This window comes from Streptomyces sparsogenes subsp. cuspidosporus (genome assembly GCF_039532705.1).
Lineage (GTDB): Bacteria > Actinomycetota > Actinomycetes > Streptomycetales > Streptomycetaceae > Streptomyces > Streptomyces sparsogenes.
Map to the genome: position 1 here is coordinate 1 of NZ_BAAASD010000083.1, position 16,927 is coordinate 16,927.

The 16,927-nt window shown below is 73.2% G+C and carries 8 protein-coding genes; 6 read left to right on the forward strand and 2 right to left on the reverse strand.

What is annotated here, in order from left to right:
• Positions 1–202 (forward strand): hypothetical protein (locus ABFY07_RS41595; protein ID WP_346179440.1); only part of this gene is annotated, 202 nt, incomplete at its 5' end.
• 325 nt (positions 203–527) lie between these two features.
• On the opposite strand, the gene ABFY07_RS41600 is transcribed toward ABFY07_RS41595, so the two are convergent.
• Positions 528–1,364 (reverse strand): SGNH/GDSL hydrolase family protein, encoded by an 837-nt coding sequence (locus ABFY07_RS41600; protein ID WP_346179441.1) that lies wholly within the window; start codon positions 1,362–1,364, stop codon positions 528–530.
• A 976-nt stretch (positions 1,365–2,340) separates the two neighbouring features.
• Between ABFY07_RS41600 and ABFY07_RS41605 the strand changes: the two genes are divergently transcribed.
• From ABFY07_RS41605 to ABFY07_RS41625, 5 genes are read left to right on the forward strand one after another with little or no spacing between them, the layout of a single operon-like run.
• A complete protein-coding gene (locus ABFY07_RS41605) occupies positions 2,341–9,210 on the forward strand; it encodes an SDR family oxidoreductase (RefSeq protein WP_346179442.1) in 6,870 nt (2,289 codons plus the stop codon).
• Positions 9,211–9,218: 8 nt separating this feature from the next.
• Complete coding sequence (locus ABFY07_RS41610) at positions 9,219–13,775, forward strand: type I polyketide synthase (protein WP_346179443.1); 4,557 nt, start codon at positions 9,219–9,221, stop codon at positions 13,773–13,775.
• Complete coding sequence (locus ABFY07_RS41615; protein ID WP_346179444.1) at positions 13,765–14,100, forward strand: acyl carrier protein; 336 nt, start codon at positions 13,765–13,767, stop codon at positions 14,098–14,100. Before ABFY07_RS41610 ends, ABFY07_RS41615 begins: the two co-directional genes overlap by 11 nt.
• Positions 14,101–14,102: 2 nt before the next feature.
• Positions 14,103–14,909 (forward strand): alpha/beta fold hydrolase, encoded by an 807-nt coding sequence (locus tag ABFY07_RS41620; RefSeq protein WP_346179445.1) that lies wholly within the window; start codon positions 14,103–14,105, stop codon positions 14,907–14,909.
• Complete coding sequence (locus ABFY07_RS41625) at positions 14,906–16,087, forward strand: glycosyltransferase (RefSeq protein WP_346179446.1); 1,182 nt, start codon at positions 14,906–14,908, stop codon at positions 16,085–16,087. The genes ABFY07_RS41620 and ABFY07_RS41625 overlap by 4 nt, the downstream gene beginning before the upstream one ends.
• Positions 16,088–16,159: 72 nt before the next feature.
• Here the strand turns inward: ABFY07_RS41625 and ABFY07_RS41630 are convergent, their stop codons facing one another.
• Positions 16,160–16,378, reverse strand: coding sequence for a universal stress protein (locus tag ABFY07_RS41630; RefSeq protein WP_428837107.1), 219 nt, complete (start codon positions 16,376–16,378; stop codon positions 16,160–16,162).
• Between the last annotated feature and the right edge of the window lie 549 nt (positions 16,379–16,927).

The window sequence follows — 16,927 nt, forward strand, 5'->3', positions numbered from 1 at the left end:
CAAGGGCAACCCGCTCAACGCGCTGGACCTGAACACCGTCAATCTGATCCTGATCCTGCTGGCCCTCATCCTGCACTGGCGGCCCGTGCACCTCGCCCGCGCCTTCAAGGAGGGGGCGCCGGCCGCCGCCTGCCGGCATCGGCAGGCGCACGTCCTTCCGCCCGCGCCCGGACCGGGCCGGCATCCGCCTGCCGGTGCGTGAACCGATGTGGCGGCGGTCCGCACCGGAGCCCGGTCGCGAGCGCGGGTCGGGGCTCCACCCGGTCGGGTGCGGCGGATTGTTCCTCCTCGACTTCGTCGAGGATCGGCTGGGGGAGATGCCGGAACCCCTTGGAGATGACTGCGAGGTAGACGCCGCCGAGGACCAGCCAGCCGAGCCCGAGGTCCGGAGGCCCCCCTTTTCTGTCCGTTCCATCCGCACATCTGCCGTGAAACGCGTCGTGATGGGAAGGGGGCGAGGCATGCGGGGCGGTGGGTTCGGCGGGGAAGCGGTGGGCTCGCCGGTATCGCCGCACAGCCCGCCCCGATCAGCCCGCGAGCGCGGTCAGCAGAGGCAGGTATCCCTCGCGGTGCCCCGCCTTGTTGGGGTGGTAGGACTCGTTGATCTTGTCCCACTCCAGGCTGGTCACCCAGGTCTCGGCGTGGGAGCAGATGGTGTGCGGGTCGAAGGCGGGGCGGGGGTCGAGGAAGGTGAACCCGGCCTTCGTGGCCTGGTCCGCCAGGACCGAGTCGAGGGTGTCGGCGGCGGAGTTGAGCGCCGTGCGTTCGGTGTCGCTGAGCCCGAGAATGCCGCAGGTGCCGCGGATGGTGTACAGCCGCGGATAGCCCACCACCACGACCTTGGCGCTCGGCGCGTGCGCCCGCACCGACGCGTAGGTGTCGGCCAGGGCGCTCGGCAGCGTGTTGGTGGCGGCGGCCTTGGCGGCCTCCACTCCGGCGACGCAGTCCTTGTCGTCGATGGTGAGGATGCAGTGCGTGAGCACGTCGACGAAGCCGACGTCATTGCCGCCCACCTGCACCGTCACCAGCGTGGTGTCCGCGGTGAGCTGTGGCACCTGCCGGCCCTTCAGCTCCGTGGTGGTGGCGCCGGAGCACGACGCCTCCACGAAGGCGTACGAAGGATGCTGTTGTGCCCACAGCCGGGAGTACGTCAACGGACCGCGCCGGCAGGGGTCGTCGGGGCTGTCGTACACACGTGTGCCGGGCGCCACGGCGTACGAGTCGCCGAGAGCGACGTACTTGCCGACGTCCGCCGACCCGGCGTCGGCGGCGCGGGCGCCTGACGCCGCTGTGACCGATAAGCAGATGGTGGCCAGCGTGAGCGAAAGGGACGCGAGGCGTCCGAGACCTTTCGAAGAGCGCATTCTTCACTCCTGAAGCGGGGGTGGCGGACTCTGCGGAGTAAATAGCAGCCGGACTGCCGGCCGTGAAGTTCCGTGATCGGGGCGAGCGTCTTTCCCTCGCTCCCGACACACCGCCCCGGACGCACATCGCCGAACGCTCCGGGCCGGAGCGGAACCCCGTGATCGCGCTATTGCCGATCGCCTGTGCAACGAGCAGTGATTCGATCTCGATTCTTCGGTCAGGGCCGATATCGGCATCTGAAGATGTCGCGGAGGCTGTCGACTCGGCGGACCGTAATAAGGACGCTCCGGGCCTGTCAACACCCCTCGGTGGCGATACCTTTCCTTGGGGCGCGAGCTTGGCAGCCGGCCCGGGAAACCTCTATGGGGGGCGGCCGCACAACACACGTCTCGGCAGTGTTGCCCGGGACCATATGGGGGATGGGCGGGGCTCGCCTAGTCTTTGCGCGCCTCTGCGCGGATGGCCTCCGCCTTCCGTTTCCACCGCACTGAGCAGGGCGAACGCCTCGCCGGCGAGCACCGTCCTGGCGCCGGGGTGCCCTGCGCGCACGAGCCCTGTGAGGTTTCCCCCGCCGGACCGATTTCTGCCGCCCCGGTCGGAGCGAGCAAGCGGTAGTTATCATTCCGGGTTGTGGGCTAGGTGAATCCTGAATCACTTCCGGCGGCGACGGGTGCTCCGGGGTGATTTGCGGCAATTCCGTCGCGTGTATTGCGTCATCGACATCAAGCTGTAATCCAATGGGTTGGACGTGATGGCCGTACTTCGTAGTAAGGTCTCCGCCGCTACGCGCTTGAACGCCTTACCCCCCACCCCCTCCGAGGCGCTTTACTCATGGCAGCTCACCGTGCCCTTTTTCAGGGGCGCTTTCAGGACTGTGTCACTTCGGTGCACGCTTTCGCGTATCTCCTCTAGAGGAGACCTGCGTCGTTTCCGGGCTTCGCCTTCATGCGCTTCCCCTTTCCCTGGAGAGTTCTCATGCCAATCCCCCAGAACAGCACTGACGGTGGCAGATCAAGGATCAGGGACCTCGTCCTCGTGGTGCATCCGTTCGGCGTCGCGTCCGCACGGTTCACCGCGGCCGCCGTACGCGCGGGCGCTCTTGGAGTGCTCGACCTCACGGCCGGTGACCGGGCTGCGCGTGAGCAACTGGAACTCGCGGCCGACTGGTCGCGCCGCGGGTTCGGCGTACGGCTGGCCGAGGGCCGGGGATTCCCGGCGCGGGACCTTCCCGACTGTGTTCACACCGTGGTGCTGGCCGCCGGTGCGACGGCGAGCGCCGCCGACTTCCCCGGGCGTCGGCTGCTCGTGGAGGTGACGTCCGGCTCGGAGGCCCTGGCCGCCGTGGCAGCCGGGGCCCATGGGCTGATCGCCCGCGGCCACGAGGCCGGCGGCCGGTGCGGTGAGCTGAGCACGTTTGTGTTGTCGCAGCGGTTGCTCGGAAAGGAAGCGATTCACGTACCCGTGTGGTGCTGCGGCGGCATCGGCCCGCACACCGCGGCGGCGGCGGTCGCCGGCGGGGCGGCCGGAGTGGTGCTGGACACCCAGACCGCGCTGCTCGCCGAGGCCGAACTCCCCGCGGAGATCACCACCGCGCTCGGCGGGCTCGACGGCTCGGAGACCGTGGTCGCCGACGGGTTGCGCGTGCTGCGGCGGCACACCCCCGGCGCGGGCGGCACCGCGACCCTCCTGGAGATCGGGCAGGACGCGTTTCTGCCGGCCCTCTTCCAGCGGCGCTGGGGCACGCTGGGCTCGGCGATACGCGGCATACGCGACGCCGTGACCGACGCGCTCGCCACGGATGTCCCGGTCCTCGGCGCGGACAGCGCGGGCAGCCGCGCCCTCGGCACCGAACTCCCGGTCGTCCAGGGGCCGATGACCCGGGTGAGCGACCGGGCCGCCTTCGCCGCCGCCGTGGCCGCCGAGGGCGCGTTGCCCTTCATCGCGCTGGCACTGTCCGGCGCGGAGCGGACCCGCGCGGTACTGCAGGAGACCCGCGCTGCCCTGGGCGACGCGGCGTGGGGCGTCGGCGTCCTCGGCTTCGCCGCCGAGGAGACCAGGAACGCCCAGCTGGAGGTCATCCGGGAGATCCGCCCCTCGCACGCCATCATCGCAGGCGGTCGTCCCGCGCAGGCGGCGGCACTGGAGGAGGCCGGCGTCTCGGCCTGCCTGCACGTACCCTCCCCGGGACTGCTGGGCCAGTTCCTCGAAGCGGGCGCGCGCAAGTTCGTCTTCGAGGGCTCCGAGTGCGGCGGCCATGTCGGGCCCCGCGCCGGCTTCCCGTTGTGGCAGGCGCAGCTCGCCGTGGTGGACGACTTCCTCGCCACCGCGGGGAAGGACACCGCCGCCGAACTCCAGCTGCTCTTCGCCGGCGGCGTGCACGACGAGCGGTCCGCGGCCATGGTGGCGGCCATGACCGCCCCGCTGGCCGCCCAGGGCGTCGCGGTCGGAGTCCTCATGGGCACCGCGTACCTCTTCACCGAGGAGGCCGTCGCGACGGGCGCGGTACAGCCGCTGTTCCAGCGACAGATCCTCGACGCCGAGCACACCGAGCTGCTGGAGACCGCCCCCGGCCACGCCACCCGCTGCGTGCGCAGCCCCTTCACCGACGAGTTCGCGGCCCTCAAGGAGGAACTGCGGATCCGCGGCCTGCCCAGCCGCGAGGCGTGGGAGCGGCTGGAGCGGCTCAACGTCGGCCGACTGCGGCTGGCGAGTAAGGGCGTCGAACGCGTCGGAGGCGAGCTGCGCGAAGTGGACGAGGACCGCCGGCTGTCCGAGGGCATGTTCATGGCCGGGCAGGTCGCCGTACTGCGGTCGGAGGTCACCACCGTCGCCGCGCTGCACGCCTCGGTCACCGCCGGGGCGCAGGCCTTCCTCGACCGGCGCCGGGCCGCCCTCCGCGCCGGCGGGGGCGAGACCGCCCCCGCCCCCGAGCCGCTGGACATCGCCGTCGTCGGCATGGCCTGCGTGTTCCCTCAGGCCCCCGATCTGGCGACCTTCTGGGGACACGTACTGTCCGGCACCGACGCCGTCACCGAGGTGCCCGCCTCGCGCTGGGACGCCTCGATCTACTACGCCGAGGACGGCGCGGGGGAGCACACCCCCTCGCGCTGGGGCGGCTTCCTGCCCGAGGTGCCCTTCGAACCGCTGGACCACGGCATCCCGCCCGCCTCCTTGCCGAGCATCGACCCCGTCCAGCTACTGGCCCTCGAAGTGGCGCGGCGCGCCCTCGCCGACGCCGGTTACGCGGACCGCCCCTTCAACAGGGACCGCGCCTCCGTGGTGTTCGGAGCCGAGGCGGGAAGCGACCTGTCGAACGCCATGACACTCCGCACGGTTCTGCCCTCCTACCTCGGCCGGCTCCCGCCTGAGCTGGACGATCAGCTGCCGCGGCTGACCGAGGACTCCTTCCCCGGCATCCTCGCCAACGTCATCGCCGGGAGGATCGCCAACCGCCTCGACCTCAAGGGTGCCAACTACACGGTCGACGCCGCCTGCGCGTCCTCCCTCGCCGCGGTCGACGTGGCCTGCAAGGAGCTGACGGCCGGCACCAGCGACCTGGTGCTGTGCGGCGGCGCCGATCTGCACAACGGGATCAACGACTACCTGCTCTTCGCCTCGGTGCACGCCCTGTCCCCCTCCGGCCGCTCCGCCCCCTTCGACCGTTCCGGCGACGGGATCGCGCTCGGCGAGGGCGTCGCCTGCGTCGTCCTCAAGCGGCTCGCCGACGCCGAATGCGACGGCGACCGGATCTACGCCGTCGTCAAGGGCGTCGGCAGCTCCAGCGACGGCCGGGCCCTCGGCCTGACCGCCCCACGTGCGGAGGGCCAGCGAAGAGCGCTCACCAGGGCCTACCGCAACGCGGGGATCTCACCGGCCGAGGTCGGCGTGGTCGAGGCCCACGGCACCGGCACCGTCGTCGGCGACCGCACCGAGTTGGCCGCACTCACCGAGATCTTCACCGGAGCCGGAGCCGACCCCGGCGGCTGCGCCCTCGGCTCGGTGAAGTCCCAGATCGGCCACACCAAATGCGCGGCGGGCCTCGCCGGACTGATCAAGACCTCGCTCGCGCTCCACCACGGGGTCAGGCCCCCCACGCTGCACCTGCGGCAGCCGAACCCCGCCTGGGACGAGCACACCAGCCCGTTCGCTTTCCACACCCGGGCCCGGCCCTGGCCCGCGGCGCCCGCCGAACGCGTCGCCGGCGTCAGCGCGTTCGGATTCGGCGGCACCAACTTCCACGTCGTGCTGCGTGCCCACGACGAGGGAGCCCCACCCACCCACGCCAGTGACGAGTGGCCCGCCGAGCTGTTCACCTTCCGCGGCGCCGACCACGAGGCCGCCGCCACAGCCGCCCGGGAGCTCCTCACCCTCGCCCAGGGCGACGATCCGGCGTACCGGGCGCCCCGGCTGCGGGACCTCGCCCTGGCCGCCTCCCGACGGGCCGACCAGGCCGCCGCACGCGGCCTGCCCGTCAGGATCGCCGTGCTGGCCTCGAGCGTGCCGGACCTGATCGCAGCGCTGCGCCGGGCCGTCGACGGCGAACACGCCCCCGCCGACGGCATCCACCTCGCGGACGGCGGTGAGCCCGGCGAGATCGCCTTCCTCTTCCCCGGCCAGGGCAGCCAGCGCCCCCACATGCTCGCCGACCTGTTCCTTTCCTTCCCCGAACTCCACCGCTTCCTTCGCCTTGACGAGTCCGTCGCCGCGGTCCTCTTCCCGCCCGCCGCCTTCGACGAGGCCGGGCGGCAGGAGCAGGCCGCTCGCGTCACCGACACCCGTGTCGCCCAACCCGCGCTCGGCATCACCGCACTCGCCGCCCACCACCTCCTCGGCCGGGTCGGCGTCCGCCCCGCGATGGTCGCCGGACACAGCTACGGCGAACTCTCCGCGCTCGCCGCGGCCGGCGTGCTCGGACCCGAGGAACTGCTGTGGTGCAGCAGGGCGCGCGCCGAGGCCGTCGTCGCCACCACCGGTTCCGGGGACCCCGGCACCATGGCCGCGGTCGCCGCCCCGGCCCCGGAGGTCGCCGCCGCCCTGGTGGCGGCCGGCTGCCCCGCGTCCGTGATTGTGGCCAACCGCAACTCGCCCCGCCAGACGGTCGTCTCCGGACCCACCGAGGACGTGGTGACGGCCGTCCGGCGACTGCGCGCGCAGGGCCTGGAGGTCAGGCGGATCCCGGTGGCCTGCGCCTTTCACAGCCCCCTGGTCGCCCCCGCGGGCGACACCTTCGCCGCGACGCTCGCCTCGGTGCATCTGGAGGCCCCTTCGATCCCGGTGTGGTCCAACCGCACCGCCGAGGTCTACCCGGCCCGCCCCGAGGAGATACGCGCAGAACTGGCCGCCCAGATCGGTGCGCCGGTGCGCTTCGTCGAGCAGATCGAAGCCATGTACGAGGCGGGCGCCCGGATCTTCGTCGAGGCGGGCCCCGGCGGGGTGCTCACCCGACGGGTCGCCGAGATCCTCGGCGACCGCCCCCACCGCGCCGTCACCCTGGAGGCTCCGCGCGAAACCGGCCCGACCGGCTTCCTCGCCGCCCTCGCCGAACTCGCCGTCGCCGGGGTGGACGTACGCACCGGCTGGCTGTTCCAGGGCCGCGACGCGGTTGACGCCGCCCACGCGCCCCGCCGCCCGCGCGCGGGCTGGACCGTCGACGGCCAACTCGTCCGCACCGCCGACGGCGTCATCCCCGCCACCGCCCTGCACCCTGCCCAGCGCATCACGGAGGCCCTTGTGACCACCCGTCCCGGCAGCCATGGACACCCGCTTCACGCCGAGGCCGCCCACGGCGCGCCGACCACCGGCGGCGAGGCCCTCATCAGCGAATTTCTGCGTACCAGCCGGGAGATGCTCGCCGCCCAGCGCGATGTCCTGCTCGGCTACCTCGGGGCGGACCCCGGTGCGCGCCCCGGCCCGGCGGCCGCGACGGACGCGCCCCGTGAGCCGGGCGTGAGGGTGCTCCCCGCCCTTGCCGCACCCACCGTGGCCGCGCCCCCGGCGGCCACCGTTCCCGTGGCCGAGCCGGAGCCGGAGCCGGCCCCGAGGCCGGCCGAGCCGACCGAGGACGCGGTGCTCCCGGTCGTCCTGGAAGTGATCGGTGAACGCACCGGCTACCCGGTGGACATGATCGAACCCGATCTGGACCTGGAGGCCGACCTGAGCGTCGACTCCATCAAGCGCGCCGAGATCGCGGGACAGCTCGCCCGGCGGCTCGCCGTCCCCGCCACCGAGGACGCCGACATGGAGGAGCTGGCCAAGGCCCGTACCGCGGGGGGCATCGCGGCACTGCTCGTCGCAGTGCTGCGGGACGGCCTCCCACCGTCCGGGGCCGCGGCCCACGAGCCCCCCGCGGCCGACCCTGCCGTACTCCCCGCGGACCCCGCCCCCGACCCCGACCCCGCCCCCGAGCCCGTCGTCACGGCCCCGAGGCGGCTGGTGATGACGGAGTTCGACCTCGCGCCCGCGGCCCCGGACGCCGCCGAACTCGCCGGACGCACCTTCCTCATCCTCGGCGACGGACCGCTCGCGGTGTCCCTCGTCGAGCGGCTGGGCTCGTACGGCGCCCGAGCGGCGACCGCGACCGGGATACCCCGCGAGGGCCGCTTCGACGGCCTGATCCACCTGGTCTCGCCGGACGGCGGCCCGGCCCCCGAGCCGGTACTGCCCGACTCCGTCCCGCTGTACCAGTCGGCCCTGGCCCGCGGCCCGCGCTGGGTGCTGGCCGCCGGTGCCTCCGAGGGCCTGCGCGGGTTCTTCCGCTCGCTCTCCCGGGAGTATCCGCACACCGTCGCCCGCGTCGTCGAGCAGCCCGCCGGAACAGTTCCGTCCGTGGCGGCCGACGCGCTCGTCGCGGAACTGACCTCCGCCGACCGCGAGCCGGTCGTGCTGCGCACGGCGGACACTCGGCGCGGTCTGCGGATGGCCGAGGCCGACCGCGGCACCCTGGGCAGTGCCGGAGCCGGCCCCGCCGACGACGGCGCCGCCGAGGCCGCGGCCCTCGACCTCGATCACGAGTCGGTGGTGCTCCTCGTCGGTGGCGCGCGGGGCATCACCGCCCGGTTCGCCACCGTGCTCGCCACCGCCGCCCGATGCCGCCTGGAACTCTTCGGCCGCACCCCGCCGCCGTCCCCCGAGGATCCCCTCACGACGGCCGCCACCACCGACACCGAACTGCGCGCCGCCCTCATCGGAAGCGGGCTGAACTCCACGGCCCGGGTCGAGCGGGAGGTCCGGAGGATCCAGGCCGAGCGCGAGGTCCGCGACACCGTCCGACGACTGACCCGAGCGGGCAGCACGGTGCGCTACCACTGCGTGGACGTGCTCGACCCCGAGGCCGTGCACCGCGCCGTGAAGAACGTGCACACTGAGCACGGCAGGCTCGACGGAATCGTCTACGCGGCAGGCGTGATCGAGGACAAGCTGTTCGCCGGGAAATCCCCGGAGTCCTTCCACCGTGTCTTCAGCACCAAAGCCGACGGCGCCCGGACCGTGCTCGACGCCGTCGGTGGGCTCTCCCACGGCCCTCGCTTCGCCGTGCTGTTCGGCAGCATCGCGGCCACCTTGGGCAACCGCGGGCAAACCGACTACGCCGCCGCCAACGACGCCCTCGAAGCCGTCGGCCGCGACTGGGCCCGCGCCACCGGCCGGCGGGCCCTGACCGTCCACTGGGGCCCGTGGGCTCCTACCGGAACCAACAACGGCATGGTCACGCCCGAACTGATGCGCAGCTACGCGGCACGCGGCGTCCGTCTCATCGACCCCGACGAGGGCGCCATCAGCCTGCTGCGCGAACTGGCCTGGGGCCCGCGGGAGAACACCGCCGTCATCTATACCGCCTCCGGGTGGTGAGCGCCGCGATGCCCACACCCTGCCCGATCGCGATCGTCGGCATGTCGGCGCTCTTTCCCGGCGCGCCCGACCTCGACACGTACTGGCACAACATCGTCCACGGGGTCGACGCGATCACGGATGTCCCCGCGACCCGATGGGACGCCGAGCACTACGCCCCGGACGCCGGACGCCGCGCCGATCGCGTCTACTGCCGGCGCGGAGGCTTCGTCGACGACCTCGCCGATGTCGACCCCACCGCCTTCGGCATCATGCCCGCCTCCGTGGCGGCCACCGAGCCCGACCAGCTGATCGCGCTGCGGGTGGCGTCCCAGGCCGTGCAGGACGCGGGCGGCGCCGACCGGCTCTTCGCCGACCGGCGCCGCACCGGGGTGATCCTCGGCCGCGGCGGCTATCTCACCCCCGGCCTGGCCCGCCTCGACCAGCGGATACGCGGCGCGGGGCAACTTGTGCGCACGCTGCGGGAAATCCTGCCGGACATCGGCGAGAAGCGCCTGGAGGAGGTGCGTGACGCCTTCACCCGCCACTTCGGGCCCGAGGCGCCGGAGTCGGCCATCGGCCTCGTGCCCAACCTGGCCGCCTCCCGGCTGGCCAACCGCCTGGACCTGCGCGGCCCGGCGTACACGGTGGACGCCGCATGTGCCTCCTCGCTCGTGGCGGTCGACCATGCGACCCGTGAGCTGGAGACCGGCCGCTGCGACGTCGTCCTGGCCGGGGGAGTCCACCACTGCCACGACATCACGCTGTGGAGCGTGTTCTCCCAGCTCGGCGCCCTGTCCCGGAGCGAGCGCATCCGACCGTTCCACCGGGACGCGGACGGGGTGCTCATCGGCGAGGGCACCGGCGTCGTCGTGCTCAAGCGCCTCGCGGACGCCGAGCGCGACGGCGACCGGATCTACGCCGTGGTCACCGGCACCGGGGTCGCGGGGGATGGCCGCACCGGCAGTCTGTTCACCCCCCGCTCCGCGGGCCAGGCCGAGGCGATCCGCGAGGCGTGGCGCAGGGCCGGGCGCGATCCCGCCGAGCCCGGTGCCATCGGGTTGCTGGAAGCGCACGGCACCGCCACCCCGGCGGGGGACGCCGCAGAACTGGAGACCGTGGCGGCGGTCTTCGGACCCCCGGACGACACCCCCCGCGGCGTGATCGGCTCGGTCAAGTCCATGATCGGCCACACCATGCCGGCCGCCGGGATCGCCGGTCTCATCAAGGCGGCGCTCGCCGTGCACCACGGCGTGCTCCCGCCGACCCTGCACTGCGAAGACCCGCACCCGGCCCTCGCCGGCACCCGGTTCACCACCCTGGAGGCCGCCGTTCCGTGGGAGCCCGGTGTCCACGGCCCCGTACGCCGTGCCGCGGTCAACGCCTTTGGCTTCGGCGGCATCAACGCCCATGTCGTCCTGGAACAGCCCGCCCGCGCCCCGGCCGCCGCCCCGTACGCCCCCGGTGGACCCACGGCCGTGGTGCGTGAGCCCGAGCGGGTGCTGCGGCTCGCCGCGGCGACCCCCGCCGAGCTGGCCCGGCTGCTGGACCGCGACGACGCGGCCCTCCGCGCCACCGCGACGGACCGGACCGGCCCCGCGCCCGCCGGCCCGGTCCGGCTCGGGGTGGTGGAGCCGACCGCGAGACGGCTCGCGCTCGCCCGCAAGTCGGTCGGCCGTGGTCTGTCGTGGAGGGGCAGGAACGACGTGTGGTTCGTCCCCGAGCCACTGCTGGGCGACGCAGGGGGCCGCCTCGCATTCGTCTTCCCCGGCCTGGAAGCCGACTTCGACCCCGACTGCGACGACATCGCCCGCCACTTCGGCCTGCCGTGGTCGCTGTCCGGCACCGACGTCACGGTCGGCGACATCGGCCGCCAGGGCACCGGTGTCTTCCAGCTCGGCCGCCTCCTGCACGCCGCCCTGGAGCGCATGGACATCGTGCCCGACGCGCTCGCCGGGCACAGTCTCGGCGAGTGGACCGCCATGGCCGCCGCCGGCATCCACGCCGAGGACGAGACCGACGCCTTCCTCGCCTCCTTCGACCCCGACGCGCTGCGCGTGCCGGGCCTGGCCTTCGCCGTGATCGGCGCGCCCGCCGACCGCGTGGTGGAAACCCTCCGGGGACAGACGCAGGTGGTGCTGTCGCATGACAACGCCCCCCACCAGTCCATGATCTGCGGCCCGTCGGCCGCGGTCGGGGAATTCGTCGCCCGCTTCCGCGAACAGTCCGTGATCGCCCAGGTCCTGCCGTTCCGGTCGGGCTTCCACACCCCCATGCTCCGGCCCTTTCTGGATCCGATACAGAAGGCCGCCGAGAACTTCACGCTGCACCCGGCGCGGCTGCCGGTCTGGTCCGCCACCACCCTGGCGGAGTACCCCTCACGACCGGAGGCGGTGCGCGCCCTGTTCGTACGCCACCTCCTGGAGCCGGTGCGCTTCCGGCCGCTCATCGAGGCCATGTACGCGGCGGGCTTCCGCGCCTTCGTCCAGCTCGGCGCCGGCCAACTCGGCTCACTGATCACGGACACCCTGCGGGGCCGCGATCACCTCGTCGTCCCCGCACACTCCGCGCACCGCCCCGGCCTTCCCCAACTGCTCCGCGTGGCCACCGCCCTGTGGGCCGACGGAGCCGGGCCGGACACGACCGTGCTCCGCCCGGGCGCGACCCCGGCCCCGGCGCGCGAGGCCGCGCACCGCCCGGTCCGGCTCGACCTCGGCGGCGCGCTGGTCTCCCTCGACGAGCCCACTCGCACGGCGCTCCGCGCGGCCCTGACCCCGCCTCGCCGGGCGGTCGGCGGCACGCGGCCCTCCGCCCTCGACGCCCTCGGCGACCGGGAACCGCTGGCCGCCGACTTCGCGGCCCTCCTCGACGACACCGCGGCGCTCGCCGCGGACGTCCTCGGCGCGGGCCGCCGCCACGCCCCACGGGCCGGCGCCCCCACCGCGACCCGGGCCACCACATACGCTCCGGTGGCACCGCCCGCCACCTCGCCGGCCGGACCTCACGCGGGCCCGGCCCCGGCGGCGCCCGGTGAGCTGCACACCTCGTTGCGGGTCTCCCTCGACACCATGCCGTACCTGCTCGACCACTGCTTCTTCAAACAGCCGCCGCGGGCCGCCCCGGCCGACCGCTGGCCAGTTGTCCCCGGCACCACGGTCATCGGACACCTGATGGACTTCGCGGAAAGGGCCGCGCCCGGCCTGCGGGCAGTGGCCGTTTACGACGTCCGGCTCAACCAGTGGATCACCGCCGTCCCCCCGGTGGACATCCCCGTCCACATCACCCCCGCGCCCCCGCACCCCGCCGGCGCGGCCCGGATGACGGCCACCCTCGGCCCGTACGCCCAGGCCACCGTCGAACTCGCCCGCGACCACGACCGGCGTCCGCCCGCCGCGTGGGCCTTCCCGCCGGACCGGGAACGGCGCTGCGAGCTGACCGCCCGCGAGCTGTACACCCGCCGCTGGATGTTCCACGGCCCCCGCTTCCAGGGCGTGACCGAGCTGACCGCGATCGGCGACGCGCACGTACGGGGAGTCCTCACCACCCCGCCCGCCCCGGGAGCGCTGCTGGACAACGTGGGCCAGCTGCTCGGTTACTGGATCATGTCGCAGCGGACCACCCGCACCGTCGTCTTCCCCGTCGGCATGCGGGAGATCCGCTTCCACGGCCGGCACCCCGCGCCGGGCGACCGGCTGGAGTGTCTCATCCGCATCACCTCCGTCACCGAGACCACACTCGAAGCCGACATGCAACTGGTGCGCCACGGCCAGGTCTGGGCGGAGTTCAACGGCTGGCGCGACCGCCGCTTCGACAGCGCCCCGCGGGTCCGCCGGGTGGACCGCGAACCGGAGCGCCACACCCTCTCCGAGCCCCAGGAGGGCGGCTGGGTCCTGGTCCACGAACGGTGGCCCGACCTGGCCACCCGCGAACTGATCATGCGGAACATGCTGGCCGGGGAGGAACGTACCGCCTACGAGGCACGGCCTCCCCGGGGCAGGCGCCAGTGGCTGCTCGGCCGGATCGCGGTCAAGGACGCGGTACGACAGCGTCTCTGGGACGCCGGAGGCGGCGGGATCTTCCCCGCCGAGGTGCGAGTCGCCAACGACCCCACCGGACGCCCCTACGTCACGGGCGCCTACGGCCGCACCCTCCCCGACCTCCACGTGTCCCTCGCACACCGGGCGGAGGCCGCGGTCGCGATCGCCGCCACAGGACCGTGCGGCATCGACATCGAGGAGGTGACCGAGGGACCGGACGCCACCCGTGAAGCGGCGCTCGGCGCCCGGGAGCGGGACCTGATCGCCTCACTCGTCCGCGAAACCGGCGAACCCGAGGCCCTGTGGTCGACCCGCTTCCGGGCCGCCAAGCAGGCCGCCGGCAAGGCACACGGCACCGGGCCGGCCGCAGCAGCCCTGAAGAGCTTCGAGATCACCGCCGCCACCGGCACGGCCCTCACGGTCCACACCGGCGGCGACACCTGCCACGTCCACCACCGGACGGTCACCAACCCGCCCGGACTGCCCCCCAGGCACTACGTCGTGGGCTGGACATCCGCCCACCAGGAGGAGAGCGAAGATGACCGCTGAAGCCCACGGAGCCGTACGGCCCGCCCTGGCCGAGCACACCGTGCTCAAGGAGGTGACGGACATGCTGCGCGCGGTTCTCGGCGAGTACGGGATCGACGACGCCGAGATCACCATGGACACCCTCTTCCACGACGACCTCCAACTGGAGAGCATCGACCTGGTCACGCTGTCCGCCGCGCTGGGCGAACACTACGGACAATCCGTCAACTTCGCCGCCTTCATCGCGGACCGCGGCCTGGAGGAAATCATTGCGCTGACCGTCGGCGACCTGGTGCGCCACGTCGTGGCCACCCTCCCCGCCGCAGCCGCGGCCGAGGCGGTCTGAGCATGGCGGAAATACGCGTCGGCGAACTGACCGTCAACGTACAGCGCATGTCCGCGGCCGGTCCGGCCGCCGACCCGCCGCCCCTCGTGGTGCTCGTCCACGGGCTGCTCATCGACAGCCTGGCGAGCTACTACTTCTCCCTCGGCCCCGCCTTCGCCGAGAGGGGCATGGACGTCCTCATGTACGACCTGCGGGGGCACGGCCGGACCAGCCGCCCCGCCACGGGCTACCGCCTCGAGGACTTCGTGGCAGACCTCGACGGACTCCTCGACGCCCTCGGGGAGGAACGCCCGGCGCACCTCGTGGGCAACTCCTTCGGCGGCGCCATCGCCTACGGGCTGGCCGCCGCCCGGCCCGACCGGGTCCGCTCCGTCATCGCGATCGAGTCCGAACCGCCGGTGAAGTCGTGGGCCCGGAAGATGGCCGAAGGCCTCACCGGCGAGGAAGGCGGCCTGGTGGTCAAGGAAGTGCGCGCCTGGCTCGCCGAGGACCCCGAGCGCAACGCCCGCCCCTTCCAACTCGCCGGGCGCATCATGGACACCACCACCCTGGGCGAGGACATCCCGCGCAGCCGCGTCCTGGACGACGGGCTCGCCGACATCCGCTGCCCGGTGTTGGCCCTCTATGGTGCCGACTCAAAACTCGCCGCCCAGGCCGGGCACCTGGCCTCCACCCTCGCTCACTGCCGCACCGTCGTCCTGCCCGACCAGGGCCACTCGGTGCTCGTGGAGCGGACCAGGGAAACCGCCGAACTGCTCCTGGCATGGCTCGAAGACGACATCCACACACCCGTGAAGGGGGCCAGATGAGCCGGTTCCTGTTTGTCGTACCGCCCCTGGTCGGCCACATCAACCCGGCGGTGGGAACCGCCGCCGCGCTCGCTGGCCGAGGCCACGCTATCGCCTGGGCCGGCGCCCCCGGACTGCTCCACCGCCTGGCCGGACCCGAAGCGCGCGTGTTCCCCTGCGCACCGGACCACCCGGCGCCGGATCAGGCCGCGCGCGTCGCGGGCCGGACCGCCGAACTCAGGGGACCGGCGGCCTTCCAGTTCCTCTGGGAGAGCTTTCTGATTCCGCTGGCCGACCACATGGCTTTGGGGATACGGGCGGCCATCGAGGAGTTCCGCCCCGACGTCGTGGTCGCCGACCAGCAGACCGTCGCGGGCGGCCTCGTCGCCGAATCACTCGGCCTGACCTGGGTCACCTCCGCGACCACCTCGGCCGAACTGGCCGAACCGCTCGCGGGGATGCCCAAGGTGGCGGCCTGGCTGGACGGGCTGCTGGAGGCGCTGCGCGGCCGGATCGCGGACGGCCGGGGCACGGCCGACCCCAGGATGTCCCCGCACGGCGTCCTCGCCTACACCACCCGCGCCCTGCTGGGACCGGTCGACCTGCCTGAGCACGTCTGGCTGGTGGGCCCGTCCGTCAGCGACCGCCCGGCGTCCGCGGATTTTCCCTGGCAGTGGCTCGAAGGCGCGGAACGCACCGTCCTGGTCAGCCTGGGTACCGCCAACGCGGACGCGAGCGGGCCGTTCCTGAACGCCGCGGTCCAGGCGCTGTCGGGCAAGCTAGGGCTTCGCGCCGTCGTCGTCGATCCCGCGGGCTGCGTGACCGGCGCGGGCGAGAACATCCTCGTGCGCCCGTACGTGCCCCAACTTCCGCTGCTCGCCCGCGTCGACGCCGTCGTCTGCCATGCCGGACACAACACCGTCTGCGAAGCACTGTGGCATGGCGTCCCCCTGGTGGTCGCCCCCATCAGGGACGACCAGCCCATCGTCGCGGGCCAGGTCACCGGCGCGGGCGCGGGGGTCAGACTGCGCTTCGGCCGCGCCGACGCGCGGCGGATCGCCGAGGCCGTCGACGCGGTCCTGGACGAGACGTCGGGCCACCGCGCGGCGGCGCGGTCGGTCGGCCGCTCGTTCCGTACGGCAGGAGGAAGCGCTGCCGCGGCCGACCGCCTAGAAGCACTCATGGCGCACTGCCCCTGACGCGCTCCACACACGCCGATCGGTCTCGGTGGGCAGGGCTGTGCCCAGCCCACCGAGACCGGGAGTCGAGTGTCAGTCGTGCGGTACGACGGCCACCAGAACGGGGGAGTGGTGCAGCACCGCATGCGTGACCGGGCCGATGTGCGGACCCGGGGCGGAACGGTGTGTCTGTCGCCCGACCACCAGCAGCCCGGCCTCGGCGGCGGCCCTCAGCACGGCCCCGGCCACGAACGCGAGATCGACCGTGTGTTCCACCCTGACCCGCGGATACTTCTCCCGCCACGGTTCCAGGACCCTCTTCCAACTCCCTGTTCACCTGGGCCTCCTGATCGCCGTCCAGGTAGCCCACAGGCCCCGTGGCCAGGCCGTACCCGTAGTCGGACGACGGCTCCCCGGGGCCCCAGGCGAGCCGCACTCGCGTCCAGGTGTGCCCCATGGGGCGTGCCGGCCCTCCCACGCTGCCAGACGCCCGCGGAGATCGGCGGTCAGGTAGTGACGACGTAACTCCTGGCCGAGTTCCTCGCTCGCGGAGCCGCGGGCGTCGATGTAAGCGCCGTAGAAGTTCGCCACGTGGTCGAAGGCGGACTCCGCCGCCCCCGACCGGTCCGCCGGCACGGAGACGGCGCGCCGGGACGGGCCTCAAATCCCCTGAACGGGGCCGACCGGCCCCAAGCCGCGCCCCTGCGCGCGGTCGGGCGACGCGTTGCCAGTCAACCATTGCCCATACCAGTCGAACCAGAGTAATGTTCCTGGCGTAACTGGTTCGCCTGTGTCTTTGCTGGCTGAGAAGGAGTACATCCTGTGCGGGTTTCGCCGATCGTCTTCCCGGACCCGGAGGCC

Excerpts from the sequence above, each read along its gene's own strand:
- ABFY07_RS41600 (WP_346179441.1), bottom strand. The coding sequence starts at position 1,364 with ATGCGCTCTTCGAAAGGTCTCGGACGCCTCGCGTCCCTTTCGCTCACG.
- ABFY07_RS41605 (WP_346179442.1), top strand. The coding sequence starts at position 2,341 with ATGCCAATCCCCCAGAACAGCACTGACGGTGGCAGATCAAGGATCAGG.
- ABFY07_RS41610 (WP_346179443.1), top strand. The coding sequence starts at position 9,219 with ATGCCCACACCCTGCCCGATCGCGATCGTCGGCATGTCGGCGCTCTTT.
- ABFY07_RS41615 (WP_346179444.1), top strand. The coding sequence starts at position 13,765 with ATGACCGCTGAAGCCCACGGAGCCGTACGGCCCGCCCTGGCCGAGCAC.
- ABFY07_RS41620 (WP_346179445.1), top strand. The coding sequence starts at position 14,103 with ATGGCGGAAATACGCGTCGGCGAACTGACCGTCAACGTACAGCGCATG.
- ABFY07_RS41625 (WP_346179446.1), top strand. The coding sequence starts at position 14,906 with ATGAGCCGGTTCCTGTTTGTCGTACCGCCCCTGGTCGGCCACATCAAC.